The 18,911-nt window shown below is 47.0% G+C and carries 17 protein-coding genes; 10 read left to right on the top strand and 7 right to left on the bottom strand.

The genetic code is table 11. The annotated features are described in order from the left end of the window. The first annotated feature begins 32 nt into the window (after nt 1-32). Nucleotides 33-782, top strand: coding sequence for a DUF2490 domain-containing protein (locus tag ACHKAR_RS00165; protein ID WP_159584645.1), 750 nt, complete (start codon nt 33-35; stop codon nt 780-782). Here the strand turns inward: ACHKAR_RS00165 and ACHKAR_RS00160 are convergent. Both ACHKAR_RS00160 and ACHKAR_RS00155 read right to left on the bottom strand, forming a co-directional pair. Then, complete coding sequence (locus tag ACHKAR_RS00160; protein WP_159584644.1) at nt 766-1,680, bottom strand: mechanosensitive ion channel family protein; 915 nt, start codon at nt 1,678-1,680, stop codon at nt 766-768. The two genes, ACHKAR_RS00165 and ACHKAR_RS00160, sit on opposite strands and share 17 nt — an antisense overlap. Before the next feature lie 17 nt (nt 1,681-1,697). Further along, entirely contained in the window at nt 1,698-2,879 is a 1,182-nt protein-coding gene (locus ACHKAR_RS00155; RefSeq protein WP_395415676.1) for an S-adenosylmethionine:tRNA ribosyltransferase-isomerase, read from the bottom strand. 15 nt (nt 2,880-2,894) lie between these two features. Here ACHKAR_RS00155 and ACHKAR_RS00150 point away from each other — a divergent pair, with 15 nt between their 5' ends. The 4 genes from ACHKAR_RS00150 to ACHKAR_RS00135 all read left to right on the top strand — a co-directional run bounded on the left by ACHKAR_RS00150 (nt 2,895) and on the right by ACHKAR_RS00135 (nt 8,389). Then, the gene (locus ACHKAR_RS00150) at nt 2,895-3,965 is read left to right on the top strand and encodes an o-succinylbenzoate synthase (protein ID WP_395415675.1); all 1,071 of its coding nucleotides are present in this window, start codon (nt 2,895-2,897) and stop codon (nt 3,963-3,965) included. A gap of 105 nt (nt 3,966-4,070) precedes the next feature. Next, entirely contained in the window at nt 4,071-6,569 is a 2,499-nt protein-coding gene (locus ACHKAR_RS00145) for a PIG-L family deacetylase (protein ID WP_395415674.1), read from the top strand. Between the two features lie 3 nt (nt 6,570-6,572). Next, the gene (locus ACHKAR_RS00140) at nt 6,573-6,710 is read left to right on the top strand and encodes a hypothetical protein (RefSeq protein WP_185155835.1); all 138 of its coding nucleotides are present in this window, start codon (nt 6,573-6,575) and stop codon (nt 6,708-6,710) included. Then, nucleotides 6,707-8,389: a sodium:solute symporter gene (locus ACHKAR_RS00135; protein WP_395415673.1), complete on the top strand. Its 1,683-nt coding sequence runs from the start codon at nt 6,707-6,709 to the stop codon at nt 8,387-8,389. Before ACHKAR_RS00140 ends, ACHKAR_RS00135 begins: the two co-directional genes overlap by 4 nt. A 78-nt stretch (nt 8,390-8,467) precedes the next feature. On the opposite strand, the gene ACHKAR_RS00130 is transcribed toward ACHKAR_RS00135, so the two are convergent. Continuing rightward, nucleotides 8,468-9,340 carry a DUF2911 domain-containing protein gene (locus tag ACHKAR_RS00130; protein ID WP_395415672.1) on the bottom strand — a complete coding sequence of 291 codons (873 nt, stop codon included), beginning with the start codon at nt 9,338-9,340 and terminating at the stop codon, nt 8,468-8,470. A 24-nt stretch (nt 9,341-9,364) separates the two neighbouring features. Here ACHKAR_RS00130 and ACHKAR_RS00125 point away from each other — a divergent pair, with 24 nt between their 5' ends. Next, on the top strand, nt 9,365-10,096 hold the full coding sequence (locus tag ACHKAR_RS00125) for a DNA-3-methyladenine glycosylase (RefSeq protein ID WP_395415671.1): 732 nt from the start codon (nt 9,365-9,367) through the stop codon (nt 10,094-10,096). Between the two features lie 34 nt (nt 10,097-10,130). After that, entirely contained in the window at nt 10,131-11,657 is a 1,527-nt protein-coding gene (locus tag ACHKAR_RS00120; protein WP_395415670.1) for an OmpA family protein, read from the top strand. Here the strand turns inward: ACHKAR_RS00120 and ggt are convergent. The 3 genes from ggt to ACHKAR_RS00105 are packed head-to-tail and all read right to left on the bottom strand — an operon-like array spanning nt 11,654 to nt 15,141. After that, nucleotides 11,654-13,339 (bottom strand): gamma-glutamyltransferase, encoded by a 1,686-nt coding sequence (gene ggt / locus ACHKAR_RS00115; protein WP_395415669.1) that lies wholly within the window; start codon nt 13,337-13,339, stop codon nt 11,654-11,656. The genes ACHKAR_RS00120 and ggt overlap by 4 nt on opposite strands. Next, nucleotides 13,329-13,550 carry a hypothetical protein gene (locus ACHKAR_RS00110; RefSeq protein WP_159584636.1) on the bottom strand — a complete coding sequence of 74 codons (222 nt, stop codon included), beginning with the start codon at nt 13,548-13,550 and terminating at the stop codon, nt 13,329-13,331. Before ACHKAR_RS00110 ends, ggt begins: the two co-directional genes overlap by 11 nt. 34 nt (nt 13,551-13,584) lie before the next feature. After that, nucleotides 13,585-15,141 (bottom strand): SulP family inorganic anion transporter, encoded by a 1,557-nt coding sequence (locus ACHKAR_RS00105; protein ID WP_395415668.1) that lies wholly within the window; start codon nt 15,139-15,141, stop codon nt 13,585-13,587. 275 nt (nt 15,142-15,416) lie between these two features. On the opposite strand from ACHKAR_RS00105, the gene ACHKAR_RS00100 reads away from it, so the two are divergent. The 3 genes from ACHKAR_RS00100 (at nt 15,417) to ACHKAR_RS00090 (ending at nt 18,645) form a co-directional block, all read left to right on the top strand. Then, nucleotides 15,417-16,217: a hypothetical protein gene (locus ACHKAR_RS00100; protein WP_159584634.1), complete on the top strand. Its 801-nt coding sequence runs from the start codon at nt 15,417-15,419 to the stop codon at nt 16,215-16,217. Nucleotides 16,218-16,388: 171 nt separating this feature from the next. Beyond that, nucleotides 16,389-17,567 carry a tetratricopeptide repeat protein gene (locus ACHKAR_RS00095; protein ID WP_395415667.1) on the top strand — a complete coding sequence of 393 codons (1,179 nt, stop codon included), beginning with the start codon at nt 16,389-16,391 and terminating at the stop codon, nt 17,565-17,567. A gap of 19 nt (nt 17,568-17,586) precedes the next feature. After that, on the top strand, nt 17,587-18,645 hold the full coding sequence (locus ACHKAR_RS00090; RefSeq protein ID WP_395415666.1) for an amidohydrolase family protein: 1,059 nt from the start codon (nt 17,587-17,589) through the stop codon (nt 18,643-18,645). Between the two features lie 61 nt (nt 18,646-18,706). Here ACHKAR_RS00090 and ACHKAR_RS00085 read toward each other — a convergent pair. Beyond that, the coding region (locus tag ACHKAR_RS00085) for a T9SS type A sorting domain-containing protein (RefSeq protein WP_395415665.1) at nt 18,707-18,911 on the bottom strand (205 nt) is incomplete at its 5' end.

Here is an 18,911-nt window from a genome sequence, read left to right as displayed (position 1 = left end):
TTGCTGACCCAAATTAATTGCATAATCCGAATATGAAAAATTGCCTGTTCTTTACAGTTTTTATCCTGGTGAGTGTACTTCAAGTATCCGCCCAACGCACCGTAGATCATCAAAATTTATATTGGGTGAAATACCAGGCTGTTATCCCACTTTCGGAGCAATGGCGTCTAAAACCAAGTATCGAGGATCGCAGATACTTTGATGGCAACAGGCAGCATATGTGGTTGTTCACGTTGGATGCCGACCGGAAACTGAAAAATGGCTGGATGGCAGGTGTGGGCTTCACCCGATGGACCATTCTGCTGCCGTCTGATCCTGACTCGGAGTTTGAGGTCACTCAGGGTGAGTGGCGACCATATGAGTACCTTACCCATTCCTCCAGGCTGTCTGAGCGGTTCACACTTAGCTCCCGGTATTTAATGGAAGAGCGCATTCGCAAGAACGTGGGTGTGGATCCGGTATCTGGTGCGCCGGTGATACAGGATGGTTACTTTTTCCATTTCAGGTTTCGAATGAAAGCTCAGATAGAATACCGATTGACCCCAGCAGATGCCAGCATACCTGTACACCTGGCTGTGTATGATGAGCTACTCGTGCAGTTTGGTACCGATAAGATTGACAATATTTTTGATCAAAACCGAATTTCAGGATTGCTGAAGGTAGGTGTGGGCAAGCAGACCGATGTGTCGCTCGGCTACATCAACTGGTACCAGCAGGCTCCGTCAGGCTCGGCTTATGTACAGCGGAATATTCTCACACTGTTGGTTAATCAGAAATTTTAGAAGTCTCGATCACCATCGGTTGTGTTTTGATGTGGATGTCGCGCTGAGGGAAAGGGATTTCTATGTTTTCCTCCTTGAATCTCCTGAAAATCTCGAAGTACAATTCACTTTTTAACACACTGGGGCGATCCGTGTGCGTAGCTGTCCAAACAGCCAGATAGAAGTTGAGGGAGCTGTCTCCGTAGGCATCAAAAAGTACTGTGGTTTCCGGCATTTTGAGCACATGAGGATTTGCATCAGCCACTTCAAGCAGGATTTTCTTAATCTTTTCAGGATCTTCATTGTAGCTCACCCCCACGGGTATTTTGAAACGAATGTTGCGATCGTTGTGACTCCAGTTGATCACCCGGCTGGAGATAAACTCCGAGTTAGGTACGATCACGGAGATGTTATCATTGGTGAGCACCTGTGTGGCTCTGAACGAAATACTGATAACATTGCCTTGTACATCTCCCACGTCTATGCGATCTCCCACTTTGATCGGCTTTTCAAACAAAATGATGATGCCAGAGATAAAGTTGTCAGTGATGTTTTGAAGTCCAAATCCAATGCCAACACCGAGTGCTCCGGCGATGAGTGTAAGCACTGTAAGGTCGATGCCCGCAGATTGGATAATGACCACTGTGCCAACCAGAATGATGGCGAATTTGGTGACTGTGCCCACAGAAGCCTGCACGCCAGTGTCCAACTGGGTACGGGTAAGGATCTTTTCAATCAATATCTTTTTAATGTATCGAGCGAAGAAAGTAAGCACGATAAAGGAGAAGATGATGTACAGAATAGTGGCCAGACTGATGTCGTTTTCACCCAGTTTGAAAAGTGAAGTTCCGAAAATGTCAACGAGCCTTTTGATGGCGATTACCAGGTCGGCCCATATTTCATTGAAAGTCTTTTCCATGATTTAAAAGTAATCTTTTAAGGCAGAAGTAAGGAACTGTCTCCATAACTTAAAAAACGATATTCGTTGGAGAGGGCCTCCTGATAGATTGTTTTCCAATCTTCCCCCACAAAAGCTGCCACCAGCAGTATCAGGGTAGACCCCGGAAGGTGAAAATTGGTGATGAGCCCTTTGCAAATTCTGAATTCGTAACCCGGGTAGATAAATATCTCGGTATGTCCCACCAGTACCTCGGTGTTGGCAGCATCCATCATCGCCAGCACATGCTCCAGGCTTTCTTTCCTGGAGATGACATGGTCAAAGGAATAGGCTGTTTCTTTGGTGATGTGAAATGCCGCCTCAGGATCTTCTGAGAGTATTTGCCCGTACCAAAATAGACTCTCCAACGTGCGCATGCTGGTGGTACCCACGGATATGATCAGATCATTATCCAGCAGATTTTGAACATTTTGCTTCGTGATCAGCACCTGTTCGCGGTGCATGGGGTGCTCTTCCACGCTTTTAGCTTTGATGGGCTGAAAAGTACCTGCGGACACATGGAGGGTGAGGTAATCAGTCTGAATGGCTCTGGCTTTGAGCTCCGCAAGGATTTCGTCTGTGAAATGGAGCCCCGCAGTGGGAGCGGCCACTGCACCCTCTGCTTTCGAGTAGACCGTTTGGTACCTGGGTACGTCCTCCTTGGTGGTCGATCGGCCCAGGTAGGGCGGGAGTGGTATTTCCCCTATTTTGGTGAGGATATCCGAAAAAGTATCTCCACTGGTCCAGTGAAAAGCCACCTGATCTTCGCTGAGGCGCTCGGCTGTGAGTACATGATGATCGATGGATAGCGTCAGTTTTTGATCGCTTTTCCATTTTTTAGCATTCCCGATCATCACATGCCAGGTGCAGGAGGTTTTACTGGTCATGGCTGCTTCGTAGACATTGGACGGGCTCACGGGATCCAACAGGAAAATTTCTATTCTGGCACCAGTCTCTTTGTGGAGAATGAGCCTTGCGGGGATCACTTTGGTATCATTAAAGACCAAAAAACTACCTTTAGGTAGAAGTTGTGGGGTCTTATTAAAAATTTGGTGTGTAATTTCCCCTTTTTGATAAACCAGGAGTTTAGCGTCTGACCGGTTTTCCAGCGGAAATTTAGCAATGTGTTTTTCCGGAAGTTCGTAAAGGAAACTGTTCAGGTCTAAACTTTCTGAAGGCATTTTGATTCTAATCGTATGTTGAAGCTCGAATATAGGGACTACACGTTGGATTTTAAATTTGAAGCTGGCACAAGTAGGGGGATTTTGAAAGATCACCCGATCGTGCTCCTCAAAATTTATGATTCGGAGCATCCGGAAGTATATGGTATGGGAGAAGCCGCACCGCTGCACAACCTGAGTCCTGAAAAGGTAGAGGATGTGAGAGAAGCGCTGGCTGCGCTCAGTCCCAAACTAAAATCCATACCAATGCCGGACTTTGAGGAGGAGGTTTTTGGTTTGGTTTCGCGCCTGGTGCAGCCCGCGCTTCCCAGCCTGAGGATGGCTTTGGAGACCGCTTTTCTGGATTTGATCAACGGTGGCAGGCGATTGATTTTCAATAATGATTTCTATAGAGGGATCAGTGCCATTCCCATCAACGGACTCATCTGGATGGGTGCAGAGGATGCCATGCGCGAGCAGATAGCTGGTAAACTATCCGCAGGGTTCAAATGCATCAAAATGAAAATTGGGGCGATAGACTTTGAACAGGAGCTTTCGCTGCTGAGACTTCTGAGGGCCCACGATCCGGATTTGATCATCAGGGTGGATGCCAATGGAGCCTTTGCTACGGATGAGGTTTTCTCAAGGCTCAGCCAGTTGGAGGAGTTGGGTATTCATTCTATTGAGCAGCCCGTTATGGCTGGTCAGCATGAGGCCATGCAGCTATTGTGTAAGCGCTCGCCCGTACCCATTGCCCTGGACGAAGAACTGATCGGGGTGAATGAATTTTCTCAAAAACAGGAGCTCTTGAAGTTCATCAGCCCTCAATACATCATACTGAAGCCCACTTTGCTGGGCGGATTTGGAGCTACCCTTGAGTGGATATCCCTCGCAGAGCAGCAAGGGATTGGTTGGTGGCTCACCTCGGCATTGGAGAGCAATATCTCTTTGAACGCCATCGCGCAGTTCGCGGGTAGGTTTCCTTCGACGGGCTATCAGGGGCTAGGTACCGGACAGCTCTATCACAATAATATTGATTCACCACTGGAAATTGCAGGTGCTTTTCTGGGATACAATCAGGAGAGAACGTGGATGAATGTATTTTAGCGGAATTGATCTGGTAAGCCACCAGTTATCCGTTTGGCATGCCGCCAGACACGTTTATCCAACTTTGATTTTTACTACACGTACTACTCAAACAATTGTCATCATATGATCATTAGAATTTCGTCAACCTTTCTCACCCTATTTTTCACCACCATCCTGTTCGGTCAGGGGCAGGCAGATTACTCTTCCGGCGCTATTATTCAGCGGCTGGAAAAGCTGAACACACTGGGGTCTGTGCTTTACATGGCCGCACATCCAGATGATGAAAACACTCAGTTAATAGCATACTTCGCCAACGGAGCACACTTCCGGACGGGGTATGTAGCCGCTACGAGAGGCGATGGAGGTCAGAATCTGATTGGTCCCGAAATCAGAGAAAGTTTGGGGGTGATCCGCACCCAGGAGCTGCTGGCCGCCCGGTCTGTGGATGGCGGGGAGCAGTTTTTCTCCCGTGCGAATGATTTTGGATATTCCAAAGACCCGGATGAGACCTTCAGGGTATGGGATCGGGATAAAGTATTGGCTGATTTTGTTTGGGCCATTCGTCAATTCAGGCCAGATGTAATCATCACAAGGTTTAGTCGGGAGCCAGGTGTCACTCACGGTCATCATACGGCTTCAGCCATATTGGCCATGGAGGCATTTGAGAAGAGTGGTGACTCCACAGTGTATCCCGAACAGCTCCAATATGTATCCCCCTGGGCACCAGCAAAGATTTTTTATAACATCGGTCTTTGGGCTTACCGAAGAAGCGGGCGGGTGTTTAATGATGAAGGTTATTTGAAGCTGGATGTGGGGCAATACAATCCCCATTTGGGCAAGTCCTATACAGAGATCAGTGCGCTGAGCCGAAGTATGCACAAGAGTCAGGGCTTTGGGTCTTCCGGGAGCCGGGGGGCTGATTTTGAATACTTTGAGCAGTGGGGTGGGGCTGAAACAGACCAGGCACTTTTTGAAGGCATCAATACCAGCTGGTCACGGGTGGCAGACTCTGAGGAAGTGGCTTACTATCTGGCGGAGGCCAGGCGTAACTTTGATCCTGCCCAGCCAGCGAATATCTTGGGTGAATTGCTTCATGCGAGGAAGGCCCTGTTGAAGATGCCGGATCAGTTTTGGAAAGAGGTGAAACTAGCTGAGCTGAGGGAGACCATTTTGGCCATTACCGGTACTTACCTGGAGCTGACAAGTGAAAAGCCTTTCTACGTGCCGGGAGATTCGATCAGGATCACCCTGGAGGTGATCAACAGGAGCCATGCCGACCTGACCCTTTCCTCGGTGACCCTGGATCAGAATGATGAACGCTTCATCTATAACCTTGCTTTGGAAAACAATCAGAAAAATCAGTTTTCCTATCAGTTTCCCCTTTCAAAAAGCACTCCATATACCCACCCATACTGGCTGAATACAGATGCCACAGAAGGTATGTATTCGGTGAGCGATCAGCGATTGATTGGCTTACCTCAAAATCCTCCCGCATTGAAGGCACGCGTGTCACTGAGCTCAGAGGGTCAGTTTCTGGATTACGAAGTGCCGGTGATTTTCAAAACCACAGACCCTGTGAAAGGAGAGGTGCGGAGCCCGCTGGAGATCAGGCCTCCGGTGATGGTGAATCTGGATTCCAGAGCCTTGATCTTTGCAGGAAACAAGTCAAAAAAGATGCCTGTAAAGGTGATTGCCGGTCGAGATGATATATCGGGTCGGGTGACTTTGAATTTGCCTGAAGGCTGGAAGTCGTCACCAGATTTTTACGAGGTGGCCATTCAGGAAGCCGGAGGTGAACAATCATTTGATTTCTCACTCACCCCACCTGAAGGACCATCAAATGCTCAGATATCCGCTGTGGTGGAGCTTTCGGATGGGAAGAAATACGACCTGGGTAAAGAGGTGATTGCTTATGATCATATTCCCGTGCAAACGCTTTATCCAAAAGCACAAGTGAAGGTGGTGAAGTTGGATGTGGGTGAGCTGACCGGACGCATCGCGTACATCATGGGTGCCGGAGACGAGTTGCCGTTTAGTCTGGAGCAGATCGGCTATCAGGTGGACATTTTAGATAAGGATGACGTGAGTGCCGGGAATCTGGCGCGATATGATGCGGTGATCCTGGGCATAAGGGCTTTTAACACCGTTCAATGGTTGAGTTTTAAGAATCAGGAGCTTTTTGACTATGTGAAAAAGGGTGGGAATATGATTGTTCAGTACAATACCAGCCATCAGCTGGTGACTGAGGAGATCGCACCCTTTCCGTTGAAGCTCTCCCGTGATCGTGTCACAGTGGAGGAGGCTCCGGTGAAGTTTCTGAAACCCAAACACCCGGTACTGAATACTCCGATCAAATTGAGTCCATCTGATTTCGATGGATGGGTACAGGAGCGGGGGCTTTATTTCCCCGGAGAGTGGTCGAAAGAATTTGTGCCGCTTTTGGGTATGAATGATCCTGGTGAAGAAGAGAAGCAAGGCAGTTTGTTAGTCGCTCCCTACGGGAAAGGTTATTACTGCTATACGGGCATTTCATTTTTCAGAGAACTCCCGGCTGGTGTGCCAGGGGCTTACAGACTACTTATCAATATGGTGTCACTAGGCAAAGCAGACAAACCCAAATAAAATATGGAAGAACCAAAGAATGACCGTGACCTGGCTACCCCGCCGTACTTCAAGAGCTGGAGTACCATTTATTGGCTGGTCATAGGCAATCTCGTGTTGATCATCTTTTTGTTATACCTGTTCAGCATTTCTTTCCGATGAATTATTTTGACCTGATTGTACTGTTTGGTACGTTGATTTTTATCGTGGCCTACGGAGTGTGGCGTACCAGAGGGCAGCTGAATATTGATGGCTATTTTCTGGGGGATAAGTCGATGCGCTGGGGTACCATAGGCCTGTCCGTGATGGCCACTCAGGCCAGCGCCGTGACCTTTATTTCCACACCCGGGCAGGGCTATGAGAGCGGGATGGGATTTGTACAGAATTACCTGGGGTTACCCATCGCCCTCATTATAGTTTCTGCCGTGTTTATTCCTATTTTTTATAGACTGAAAGTTTACACGGCCTATGAATACCTGGAGTCCCGGTTTGATCTGAAGACCAGAATGTTAGGAGCGTTACTTTTTCTGGTGCAGCGGGGTTTGGCAGCAGGGATTACCATTTATGCTCCGGCAATCATTCTGTCCAGTATTCTGGATTGGGACCTTACAGCCACCATACTGGTGACTGGCACGCTCGTGATCATCTATACCGTCTCCGGAGGAACGAGGGCTGTGAGCATTACCCAGAAGCATCAGATGGCGGTGATTATGGGTGGGATGTTTGTGGCTTTCTTTATTCTCATCTCCTACATTACCGACTATGTTTCATTTGGGGAAGCAGTGAGTATTGCTGGTAAGCTGGAGAAACTGAATGCCGTGGACCTGGATTTCAACTTTGAAAAGCGCTATACCATTTGGTCGGGGTTGGCCGGGGGGCTGTTTTTGGCCTTGTCCTATTTTGGTACGGATCAGTCGCAGGTACAGCGCTACCTGGGAGGGCGCAATGTGACTGAAAGCCGCATGGGCCTGATGTTTAATGCTGTTCTGAAAATCCCGATGCAGTTCTTCATTTTGTTTCTGGGTGTGATGGTCTATGTGTTTTATCTGTTTTATGCTCCGCCCGTCCATTTCAAGGAGGTCTCGGTGCAGCGTCTGAATGATTCAGCCTATAAAACGGAATACCAGGATCTGGAGCGTACCTATGAGGGGCTGATGAATGAGCGGAAAGCCCTGGCTTTGGATTTTTCAAAGGCACCGGATGCCGAGTCTGAGGTCATTGCACAGGAGCTGAAGAAGGTAGACAATGAGTCTGTAGCCGTGAGGCAGCAGGTGAAAGATTTGCTGGTGAAGATGGATCCTGAAATTGAAACCAAAGATTCTGATTACGTTTTTCTCACCTTCATTCTCACTTTTCTGCCTCACGGCCTGATTGGTTTGTTGATTGCTGTGATTTTTTCAGCGGCCATGTCGTCTACATCGTCTGAGCTGAATGCGCTCTCATCCACCACTACCATTGATTTTTACAAACGTCTGATCAACAAGGATGATAAGTATCATTTGTTCATCTCCAAAGCCCTGACTTTGGTATGGGGTATTGTGGCTATTTCCTTTGCAGTACTGGCTAAGAATTCAGAGAATTTACTCGAGGCAGTCAATATAGTCGGATCCATCTTTTATGGAACCATTCTGGGTATTTTCCTGACAGCCTTTTTCTTAAAATATGTGAAAGGAAACGCCGTTTTTTGGGCGGCCATCATTGCACAAACCAGCGTGATTGTGTTTCATTTCCTGACCATCTACGGGGTTTTCACGTTGGGCTATCTCTGGTACAATGCCATCGGGTGTTTTCTTACGATTGGGTTGGGCTTGCTCTTTCAGACCATTCAAAGGAAGGTATAGTCTCACTCCAGGGATAAAAAAAACGAGGCCCCGTGGATGAAATCCACGGGGCCTCGTTCGTAGTAAGAGAGATTGTTATTACTTCAAAGAAGCAATAAAATCCTGGTTTCTTTTTACATATCCAAAATCACCATTAGGGCTGGCTTTGGCAATATCAAGTGACTTCTGAGCAGTGGCAATGGCTTCTTTTTTGTTGCCCATAGCTGCCAGAATACGTGCCTTGGTGTGTACATGCCAAAACTGCTGACCATTGTCTCCAATCGCCAGGTAGGTATTCATCCACTCCAAAGCCTGTGGCAAGTTTTTGTTTTGAGACAGGTAAAAACCTGCTGCCTGCACATAGTTAGAAGGATTTACCTTGGTCTTAGCTTCAATGTCAGCCATTACCTGCTCTACAAAAGAGACCTCCAGAGGTACTTTTACAGATACATCACTCCAGGTAAGTTCAATGTTAGCTTTGGTATTGTCCTCACTGATGTCTGAGATGTTGAAGGTCAGCGCTTCCACAGGTGAAGATAGTTTCTCTGCCTTCACAGTGGCTTTTACCACTTCGTTCTTAGCGTCGTATCCGTTCACGTTTCCCCCCAGGCTCAGGTCGCTGTAAAGCATGAAAGACCATTCGTCTTTGCCTGGGATGGTGAAGATGAGGTACTCACCTGCTGGTACTTTTGTTCCGGCTATTGTGGCTTCAGTGCTTAGAGTGAGTTTGGATCCTGAGTTGGCACCGGTTCTCCAGAGTTGTCCGTAAGGCTGCAGAAACTCGCTACCTTCTCCAAATATTTTTCTGTCCTTTACTTTTGGACGGAAGTAGTCGATGCTCACCTCAGTGAGGCCTACCACGCTGGAAACAGAGCCTGCCGGACTTGCCTGCGGAGTGTTGATTTGTGCCATGGCAGTACCATACGCGCATAAAAAAGCTAATAAGGTTAGTTTTGTGATTTTACTCATCATATTCAAGAAATTTGTGTTTAAGATATGTTTGATCTTTCATCTTACGAAAAACTGCCGCAATCGTTCTATAATCATTCAGATGTAGTACATGTAGCTAAAGAGTTATTAGGTAAGTATGTTTTCACAAACATAGATGGAATTATCACAGCAGGCAAAATCGTCGAAACAGAGGCCTATTGTGGCAGAAATGATCGGGCTTGTCACGCTCATGCAGGCAGAACTGAGCGCACTAGGGTGATGTTCGAAAAGGGCGGGGTAGCCTATGTTTATTTGTGCTATGGAATTCATCATTTGTTTAATGTGGTATCAAATGAGGAAGGATTGGCCGATGCGGTGTTGATACGTGCCCTGGAGCCAGTGTGGGGTACCGAAACCATGCACATTCGGCGTGGAAGTAAGGTGCCGTTTAGCAAACTTACGGCTGGGCCAGGCACGTTAAGTAAGGCTATGGGTATTCATAAAAAACACAATGCGTTGGATTTATGTGGAGATACATTGTGGCTGGCTCGCAATATTGAAGCTCCAAAGGAGTTGGAAATAGAAGCAACCACGAGGGTGGGGGTGGACTATGCGGGCGAGGATGCGCTACTTCCGTGGCGGTTTTATATCAGGGACCATCCTTTTGTAAGTGTAAAAAAAGAAATCCCTGACCTAAGGACAGGGATTCCGGATGCTTTCATACACTTGTTTAACTTTACAGCTGAGATTGGAGCCTCTTTGTATTGTTCAAAAATATATAAGATTTGTACCAAATAAAAATCTTCACAATAAATCATTGAATATTTATATAATGATCAGAAACATTGTTTTCACCTTTTTGCTTGTTGTTTCTTTTTTCTGCGGTGCTCAGGTGCAATTTTTTGGGAGCCCTGAATCCTTAAAGCCTTTGAATACCCCGAGTAGTGAGAATTACATTTTCTTGGATTTTGACAATAGCCAATTATACTTCTCACGGGCCAATTTTGCGGGCAACAAAGGTGGATCAAAGGATAAAGGCGACATATGGGTGAGTGCCTACGACAGTGCCTGGGCGACGGCATCCAATATGTCATTGAACGACGATCAATTCACAGCTCCTGCGGGGTTGACACCTGATGGACGTTATTTTCTTTTTCACAAGGTTTGGTTCTCTGTGGGAATGCACTACGGCGGAGTATTTGCCAAGCCTCTGGATGGGGGAGAAGTTTTTCAGGTAGACATACCATTTTTCAAAAATCGCTCACCTATTCAGACTGGTACTATTTCTGCCGATGGCAGATATCTACTGCTAAGCCTGGAAAACAATCTGGGCTATGGGGTAGATGATTTGTTTGTGTGCAGGCTTCAGCCAGATGGTTCATGGTCCGCACCCAAAAATCTCGGAAACGTGGTGAATACTGCGTTGCAGGAGCTGACGCCATTCCTCGCTGAGGATAATAAGACACTTTACTTTGCGTCGAATGGACTGGGAGGCCAGGGTAGTTTTGATATTTTCCAGTCCCGGAGACTGGATGATACCTGGCAGAATTGGTCCTCACCTGTGAACCTGGGCAGCGCCGTGAATACCCCGGGAGCTGAAACTTCCTTTGCTTTCACCTCCGATTCAGATTACGCTTATTTTGTCTCTACCCAGAATAGTGATGGCTATGGGGATATCAAGCGGATCAGGATTACATCGGATATAGTGGCAGAAGTGAGGAATGATACCGTGGTGAGCATGGTGGCCACCGCAGAGGCCGAAGTTTTTCTGACGGTGTACCTGCTCGATAAGATTTCGGAAGCGCCTATTCAAGGTACCGGACAGGTGGTGTTGGAGGGAGATACCAGCCTCTATTCTACGAATGACAAGGGCGAGATACAGATTCCCGACCTGGGTCAACCTTTGAATTTTGAATTTAAAGCGGATGGCTATTTATCCTCCAAGAGAATTCTATCCCGGGATGATTTTGCTTCGGGGGTATCGGCGAAGGTGTTGTTGGATCCCTTGTCTACGGGCAATACCATCACCCTGGAGCACGTACTTTTCTACAGGGGCACGGCCAACTTTGTGGAAGGGTCTGAGGAAGAACTGGACCTGGTCGTGGAAATGATGAATGAAAACCCGGAGGTTAAGATTTTCCTTAAAGGTCACACCGATAATGTGGGCAACGAACAGCTCAATGTGTACCTGTCTAAGGAGCGGGTGATTGCGGTCACGGAGTATCTGGTATCCAGGGGAATTGCGGCCGGGCGGATAAGTGGTGAGGGCTATGGAGGCTCTCAGCCAGTTGCCAGCAATGCCGACGAGGCTTCCAGGAAGCTGAACAGGCGTGTGGAGTTTGAGGTGGTGAGAGACTAAAAACCTGCGGCCTTATCGTCCCCACGGGGGTCAGCTCCTCCTTCCAGTCGGCCATCTTCGCGCACAAGAATGCAGTCGTTACGACCAATTTTGTCCACAAACTCAAAGGAATGGCCAAGTTGTTCCAGCTCTTCGATGGTTTTCAGGCTGATGGCATCTGTCTCGGCTTTGATCTGGTCTGGGAGCCACTGGTGATGAACTTTTTTGGCTGATACCGCCTCCTGCATGGTCATCTCATAGTCGATCACGTTGAGCACAGTCTGGAAGACGGATGTGAGTATGGTGGCTCCTCCCGGCGATCCGAGCACCATTTTGAGCGCTCCGTCTTTTTCCACAATGGTGGGTGTCATAGAGCTGAGCATTCTTTTTCCTGGAGCAATGGCGTTGGCTTCCGCCCCGATCAGTCCAAAGAAATTGGGGACTCCCGGCTTGGAGCTGAAGTCATCCATCTCATTGTTGAGCACAAAGCCGGCACCTTTTACCCATACTTTGCATCCGTAGTTGAGGTTGAGGGTGGTGGTGGTAGAGATGGCGTTCCCATCAGCATCTACAATGGAAAAGTGAGTGGTCTCAGGAGATTCGTAAGGAACTTCACCACCTTGTATATCGGTCGAAGGGGTCGTTTGATCAATGGAAATGTCCGCAAACCTGGATGCGTTATAATCCGGGCTAAGGAGCTGCTGTACGGGAACCTGAAAATAATCGGGATCTCCGAGGTGTTTGGATCGGTCAGCAAATACCCGCCGTTCTATTTCGGCCATGAGGTGTACGGCATTGGTAGAGTTGTGTTCGTATCGACCAACATTCAGTAATTCGGCACCCTGGAGCATCTGCAATACTGCTACCCCACCACTGGAAGGAGGAGGCATACTAATGACTCTGTGCCCTCTGTAGGTGCCTACCAGAGGGGCTCTCCAGATGGCTTCATAGTTTTGCAGGTCCTCGTGGGTAACCAGCCCGTTTCCACGTTGCATTTCCTTCACAATTTGTTGGGCGACAATTCCTTTATAGAAGCCATCCCTACCAGAGTCTCTGATGAATGAAAGCGTGGCAGCCAGCTGTGGTTGATTCACATAATCATTGGCTTGCCAGCCGTTTTCTCTCACTACCCAGGGGCGATAGTGGTTGGCTTGCCTGAAATCCTCTTGTTTCTCATTCAAGGCCTCAGCCTCATTGGCTGTGATGAGGAATCCTTCGAAAGCCAGGTCGATAGCGGGTTGTACAAGGTCTGCCCACGGAAGGCTGCCATATTTTTGGTGTAACTCCCACATACCAGCCACGCTCCCCGGTACACCGGCCGCCAGGTGTCCGATGGTACTTAATTCACCGACTACATTGCCCAGTGAATCCTGAAACATCTTTCGCTCCGCCTGAGCAGGTGCTTTTTCTCTGAAATCAAGTGCGGCAATGCTCCCGTCTGTCAGTCTGATGACCGAAAAACCACCACCTCCTATATTTCCCGCTCGTGGGTAAACCACGGCTAGCGCAAATTGAGTGGCCACTGCAGCATCTATGGCATTTCCTCCCTGTTTGAGGACATTGAGACCGACCGCTGTAGATAAGGGGTGTGCCGAAACCACCATGGCATGATCACCCAGTGCTCCCACCTTGGGGGAAGTGGTGAGATTGCAGGACGAAAAAGTGAGCGCAAGTAATAACAGTATGTAAATCCTACTGGTCATTAATTTTCTTGGTACGGTTTAGGGATTTGTACTTCTTGATGTGGACACGCTTTTTGCCACGATCCTTTTTATCGTCATATGGCCGAAAGTGCTTCCTTGATTTGGTAATCGGAATCTTATAGTAGGAAGCATGGCATCCGGAAAAAGCCAATCCGCTTACCAGCAGGACGAGCACCAACACTCCTGTACGCAGGTTTTTGATCCAAATCATCACCGAAAAGCTAGTCAATATTCCGCAGACGAAATTATGCCTCTGTCAATTTCGGGTTCTTTGTATTGGGTGCTGGCTTCACTTTGATGGAAATCCCATCATTGATCGCGGTTTTTTTGAAATCCTCAATGGTTTCTAAAATATCCTCATCAATGAAAATCGACTCTGTTTCGTCAAAAACGACATGTGAGTTAGGCGGAATCCCTCTTAAGGTTTTTCTCAAAAAGGCCTTGTTCAGAAAACTTACGTCTTTTTCCAGGGTGATGACAAAATTGTCAGGGCCCAATTCTTTCAGGGTGATGGCCTGATGTAGGTTAGCCTTCACCACATAGTAAAGACCGACCACTATACCAATGGTGATACCGATGAGGAGGTCTGTGAAAAGAATCGCCAGTATGGTGATCAGAAACGGTAAAAACTGTGAGGTCCCTTTAGCATATAGGCCTTTGAAAATGGATGGTTTACTAAGTTTGTAGCCCACCAGCAAGAGTACCGCTGCCAGCGCCGACAAAGGGATCATATTGAGGAAGCCGGGAAAGAAAATAACTGACATGGCCAGAAGTAAACCATGAAACACTGCTGAAACCTTCGTTTGACCTCCTGAGCTGATGTTGGCTGTACTTCTTACAATTACCGCTGTAACGGGTAGTCCGCCCAGAAGACCCGAAACCATATTGCCAGTACCCTGTGCTTTGAGTTCCTGGTTAGTACTCGCGATTCTTTTGTAAGGATCCAGTTTGTCCACAGCGTCCAGACTCAACAGAGTTTCCAGGCTAGCCACTATGGCAATGGTGAAAGCCGTGATGTAAATATTTACATTCAGGAGCTGCGAAAAGTCAGGAGCAGTAAGGAACCCCAAAAACTCTGAGACGGAACTACTGATCGGTAAGGTGACCAGATGTTTACTTGAAAGCACAAAATCAGGGAGAAATTGACGGAATAACACCGCATTGGCAAAAATGCCCCATGCTACAGCTACCAGTGGGCCGGGGATTACGTTGGTCCATTTCTGTTTCCTCATAAATGGCCTCTCCCACAAGATCAGGATGGCAATGGCAATCATGCTGATAAGCAGTGCTCCTTTATCAATGTTTTGAAGGGCCATGATGATCTCAGTGAACGTATTTTCACCATCGGGCTGATAGAAACTCTCATCACCTTCATAGTCACGATCGTCACCCAGTGCGTGAGGTATTTGCTTTAATATCAATATTAGGCCGATGGCTGACAACATACCCTTGATTACCGACGAAGGGAAGAAGTGACCAATTATACCTGCCTTGAGCATACCAAGGATGAATTGAATAAGCCCGGCAAGAAAGACGGCCAGAAGAAAGGATTCAAAGGCCCCAAGGGATTCTATCGCATTGAGCACGATTACCGTAAGTCCTGCAGCAGGTCCACTTACACTCAGCTGTGAGCCACTGAGGGCACCCACGACTATACCGCCCACTATTCCCGCAATGATACCTGAAAAAAGAGGTGCTCCTGAGGCCAGAGCGATTCCCAGACATAAGGGTAAGGCCACAAGTGCCACTACCATTCCCGCAGGAAGATCATTCTTCAAATTTTCGCCAAAGTATTTTTTCATCCCTTTTTATAGTTTTATTCTAACTAAAGGCAAAAATGAAAAATTTGTTTCGATATGAATCATATTTTGGAAGATATGTAACGCGCACTCCGAGAAAAATTCTTTTCTGATGATTTCATATTTCTCGAGATGAGCAAGGGATAACTAATTGTTTATCAGTGATAAAAAATCATATAGTTAAAGGATTTTAGAAGTATATTCTTTCTTTTAATTGATTGTTTATTTATATTCCCACACTAGAATTTGATCAACCAATCAACAACCCTAATCAGCGAATGAAAATTAGTACTGAATCTACTCTCGACCAGAAGATTCCCAAAGGTTATCGTGTTTACCAAATCAAGGGCGTGGATGGAAGTATCCTGGCCAGAAAAGGAGGACCTTCAGCGGAAGACATTAAAAACAAAGCCACTTACGAAGAACTCAGAAACAACCAAAAGGAATTTGGTGTAGCGTCCATGATGTCTAAGGTTCTGAGAAATTCCCTGTCTGAAGGGATGTCAGAAATCTGTGAAACGTACGTATCCGGTAGGCTTACTGCTCAGTTTAGAAACATTGCTACATTCGAAGAAGGAAAATCAGGTACACGGCCCTTGTATCTCAGCAAGCACGGTCACAAGCTGAACGGTTTTGAGTTCAACACCACGGCACCTTACGAAGATATCTTTGGTGCGAAATACTTTGTGAAGTCAGGGAGTAGAAAGGGTCAGGTGATCCTGCACTTTCCTGCTTTCATTCCTGAGACCACTTTCAAGAAGCCTAAGGAGGCGACAAATTTCAAGATCAATGCGCGCCTGGTAGCTTTGTCCGATTACCAATATGACATGGGGCAGAAGGTATACCGTGCGGTAAATAAGGAGTTTCATGGTAAATACGGTTCTTATGAGAGCCCCATGCTTCCTTTGCTGAAAATACCCATTGAACCAATGACTGCACAGGTTTCATTGGACCTGAAGGAATTGCCTGATGAAATGGCGCTTTTTCTGGTGATGGCGGTGAGTTTTTACCGGTATGAAAATGGTAAATTTCAGCATTTGTCCAAGGAAAGTGGCATGACCATCAAGCAAGTTTATTAATCACTTCGCCTATTTACTTATAATGTGTATTCGAGTCGGGTAGGATAGAATAGGCCTATTGTTGGCACAAGTATGCTGTCGATGAGTCCTTCTTTTCTTACTCACGGAGTGCTGTCGAAATTAAACAAGGGGAAAGTATAAACCAGCGCTCAATATTTCGTTTGAGTAAATATGATGAGAAATTACATCGTATGGTTGGGCCTGTTTTGGATGGTGCTCTCAGTTGAAGCTCAGTCCAAATATCAGCGGGCGGAGGAGCTATACGAGAAAGCCCAACAGGAGTACAGAACCCGAAATTATCATGAAGCACTAGACCTGGTGAATCAGTCCATGCAGCTGGCACCCACAGCCGATGCTGCTTATCTGAGTGGGCTAGTGCATGAAGCCATGGGGCGGGACTTGCGAGCCGTTTCCTCCTATGAAGCCACCCTCAAGTTGGACCCCAGATATGATGAGGCCATTTTTCAAAAAGCTATTATTTATTTGAATTACGGAGATCCCGCTCAGGCACATGCTGATCTCAGTGTTTTGATCAATACAGAGGGTATTACTCAAACCAGGGGTGTTTATTTCCAGCTGGATCCAAGTGGTCAGGAGCAGAATCAGATTCTTTCTGTGAATAATCTGAGGTCAAAACTTTTTCATTACCGTGGGCAGGCCAGCGAGAAAATGGGCGAGTATGATGAGGCACTGGCAGATTACAATGAGGCACTCATGGTGGATACCCTGGCGACTTATTTGATTAGCAGGGCACTACTACATGAGAAAATGAATAACCAGGCAGGGGCATTGGCAGATTTGAAGCTGACCATCACCCTGGACCGTGGAAATCAGCTGGCCTGGTATAATCTGGCGCTGCTAGATCCATCCGTGGTACTACCTGATGACCTTTTGGAAGATGAAAGTTTCGGACCCACGCTGAGTCTGCTGGCTTCCAGGGCCATGTCAGAGGGTAATTATATTTTAGCTAAAAAGTACTTTGACAAAAGCATTCAAAATGATGATGCCGATGCACTGTCTTATATTAATCGGGGACGGATTTTACTGAAAATGAATCAGTTTGTGCTGGCACGGGCAGATTTTAATCATGCAAAGGCATTAGAACCCGAGAGGATTGAAATCTACTACCTCATTGGCAATTCCTTTTTTTATGAAAAGCAATTTGAGCGTGCAGCAGCGTACTACAATCAATACCTGACGGCTGATCCGACCAATGGCATGGTGTGGTACAATGGGGCCATGTCTTATCTGGAACTGGACAATAAAGAGGAGGCTTGCCATTACCTGCAAAGGGCAAATACTCTGGGAATGCTGCAGGCAGAGAAGGTACTAAAGAAGTATTGCCGATAGGATTTATTATTTTTGAGGTATGACAGCACCCAAGACCCCACTTAAAATAGACATGCACACGCATATCCTGCCGGAGAAGCTTCCCAATTTTGCGGAGAAATTTGGATATGGTGAGTTTATCAGCTTGCTCCATCACAGGCAGGGAGCCGCCCTGATGATGAAGGGGGATAAGTTTTTCAGAGAAATAGAAGAGAACTGCTGGGACCCTAAGGTGCGGATCAGGGAGTATGAAAAATTCAATACGAAAATACAGGTAGTTTGCACCATTCCGGTGATGTTTAGCTACTGGGCTGAGCCAAAGGATTGCCTGGATCTTTCTATGTTTTTGAATGATCACATCGCTGAGGTGGTGGCAAAACACCCTAAGCATTATATAGGGCTCGGTACCGTACCCATGCAGGACGTGGACCTGGCCATTGGGGAGCTGGAGCGAATGAAAGAATTGGGACTGCCCGGAGTACAGATTGGGTCCAATATCAATCAGCACAACCTCAGCAAACCCCGGTTTTTTGAGTTTTTCGAAGCTTGCGAAAAATTAGACATGGCCGTATTGGTTCATCCATGGGATATGATGGGGAAAGCGGATATGGAAAAGTACTGGTTGCCCTGGCTGGTGGGAATGCCTGCCGAAACTGCCCGGGCAGTAGCTTCTATGATCTTTGGGGGTGTGTTTGCACGATACCCCAAACTGCGTGTATGTTTTGCTCACGCCGGAGGGTCTTTTTTGACCACTATTGGGAGACTGGAGCGGGGGTTTGAATGTCGCCCGGATTTGGTGGCGGTGCACAACAACGTAAATCCTCGAGAATACCTGGGTAAATTTTGGGTGGATAGCATTACCCATGACCCGATGTTGCTCGACTATGTTATCAAGCTGGTAGGTTCTGATAAAGTATGTCTGGGTTCTGATTATCCTTTTCCTTTGGGAGATTTGGAGATAGGTAAGTTCATTGAGGAAATGAATTTACCTGAAGAAGATCTGGAAAATATCATGTATCGATCTACGCTGGACTGGTTGGGACTCGGATCAAAAGAAGAGGATCAAAAAGTGCTCAGTTCATTCAAAAAAGAAAATTAAAAAGCAGATCAAATAGTAAAAAAGAGTGGAGCGGCCGATTCATCGGCCGCCCCACTCTTTTTTACTTCTTCATCACCCTAAAGGACTTTTTGGAATCAGGTAGTTCGATGATGACGTGATATACGCCTGCGCCAAGTTTCGAGAGGTCGAGTATGGCCTCTTTTGACTCAAAACTTACATGTTGGTCATAGAGTGTTCTGCCGGTCACATCGAGGATCATCACCCTGCTATCAGGGATGATCACCGTAGACCTGATGGACAGGTGA

The sequence above is a fragment of the Marinoscillum luteum genome (assembly GCF_044005705.1).
Taxonomy (GTDB): domain Bacteria; phylum Bacteroidota; class Bacteroidia; order Cytophagales; family Cyclobacteriaceae; genus Marinoscillum; species Marinoscillum luteum.
This window is presented reverse-complemented; position numbering and strand designations above follow the sequence as displayed.

Coding starts and splice junctions, on each gene's coding strand:
- ACHKAR_RS00090 (WP_395415666.1), top strand. CDS start 17,587: ATGACAGCACCCAAGACCCCACTTAAAATAGACATGCACACGCATATC.
- ACHKAR_RS00120 (WP_395415670.1), top strand. CDS start 10,131: ATGATCAGAAACATTGTTTTCACCTTTTTGCTTGTTGTTTCTTTTTTC.
- ACHKAR_RS00095 (WP_395415667.1), top strand. CDS start 16,389: ATGATGAGAAATTACATCGTATGGTTGGGCCTGTTTTGGATGGTGCTC.
- ACHKAR_RS00145 (WP_395415674.1), top strand. CDS start 4,071: ATGATCATTAGAATTTCGTCAACCTTTCTCACCCTATTTTTCACCACC.
- ACHKAR_RS00110 (WP_159584636.1), bottom strand. CDS start 13,550: ATGATTTGGATCAAAAACCTGCGTACAGGAGTGTTGGTGCTCGTCCTG.
- ACHKAR_RS00100 (WP_159584634.1), top strand. CDS start 15,417: ATGAAAATTAGTACTGAATCTACTCTCGACCAGAAGATTCCCAAAGGT.
- ACHKAR_RS00130 (WP_395415672.1), bottom strand. CDS start 9,340: ATGATGAGTAAAATCACAAAACTAACCTTATTAGCTTTTTTATGCGCG.
- ACHKAR_RS00160 (WP_159584644.1), bottom strand. CDS start 1,680: ATGGAAAAGACTTTCAATGAAATATGGGCCGACCTGGTAATCGCCATC.
- ACHKAR_RS00125 (WP_395415671.1), top strand. CDS start 9,365: ATGTTTGATCTTTCATCTTACGAAAAACTGCCGCAATCGTTCTATAAT.
- ACHKAR_RS00165 (WP_159584645.1), top strand. CDS start 33: ATGAAAAATTGCCTGTTCTTTACAGTTTTTATCCTGGTGAGTGTACTT.
- ggt (WP_395415669.1), bottom strand. CDS start 13,339: ATGACCAGTAGGATTTACATACTGTTATTACTTGCGCTCACTTTTTCG.
- ACHKAR_RS00155 (WP_395415676.1), bottom strand. CDS start 2,879: ATGCCTTCAGAAAGTTTAGACCTGAACAGTTTCCTTTACGAACTTCCG.
- ACHKAR_RS00135 (WP_395415673.1), top strand. CDS start 6,707: ATGAATTATTTTGACCTGATTGTACTGTTTGGTACGTTGATTTTTATC.
- ACHKAR_RS00140 (WP_185155835.1), top strand. CDS start 6,573: ATGGAAGAACCAAAGAATGACCGTGACCTGGCTACCCCGCCGTACTTC.
- ACHKAR_RS00150 (WP_395415675.1), top strand. CDS start 2,895: ATGTTGAAGCTCGAATATAGGGACTACACGTTGGATTTTAAATTTGAA.
- ACHKAR_RS00105 (WP_395415668.1), bottom strand. CDS start 15,141: ATGAAAAAATACTTTGGCGAAAATTTGAAGAATGATCTTCCTGCGGGA.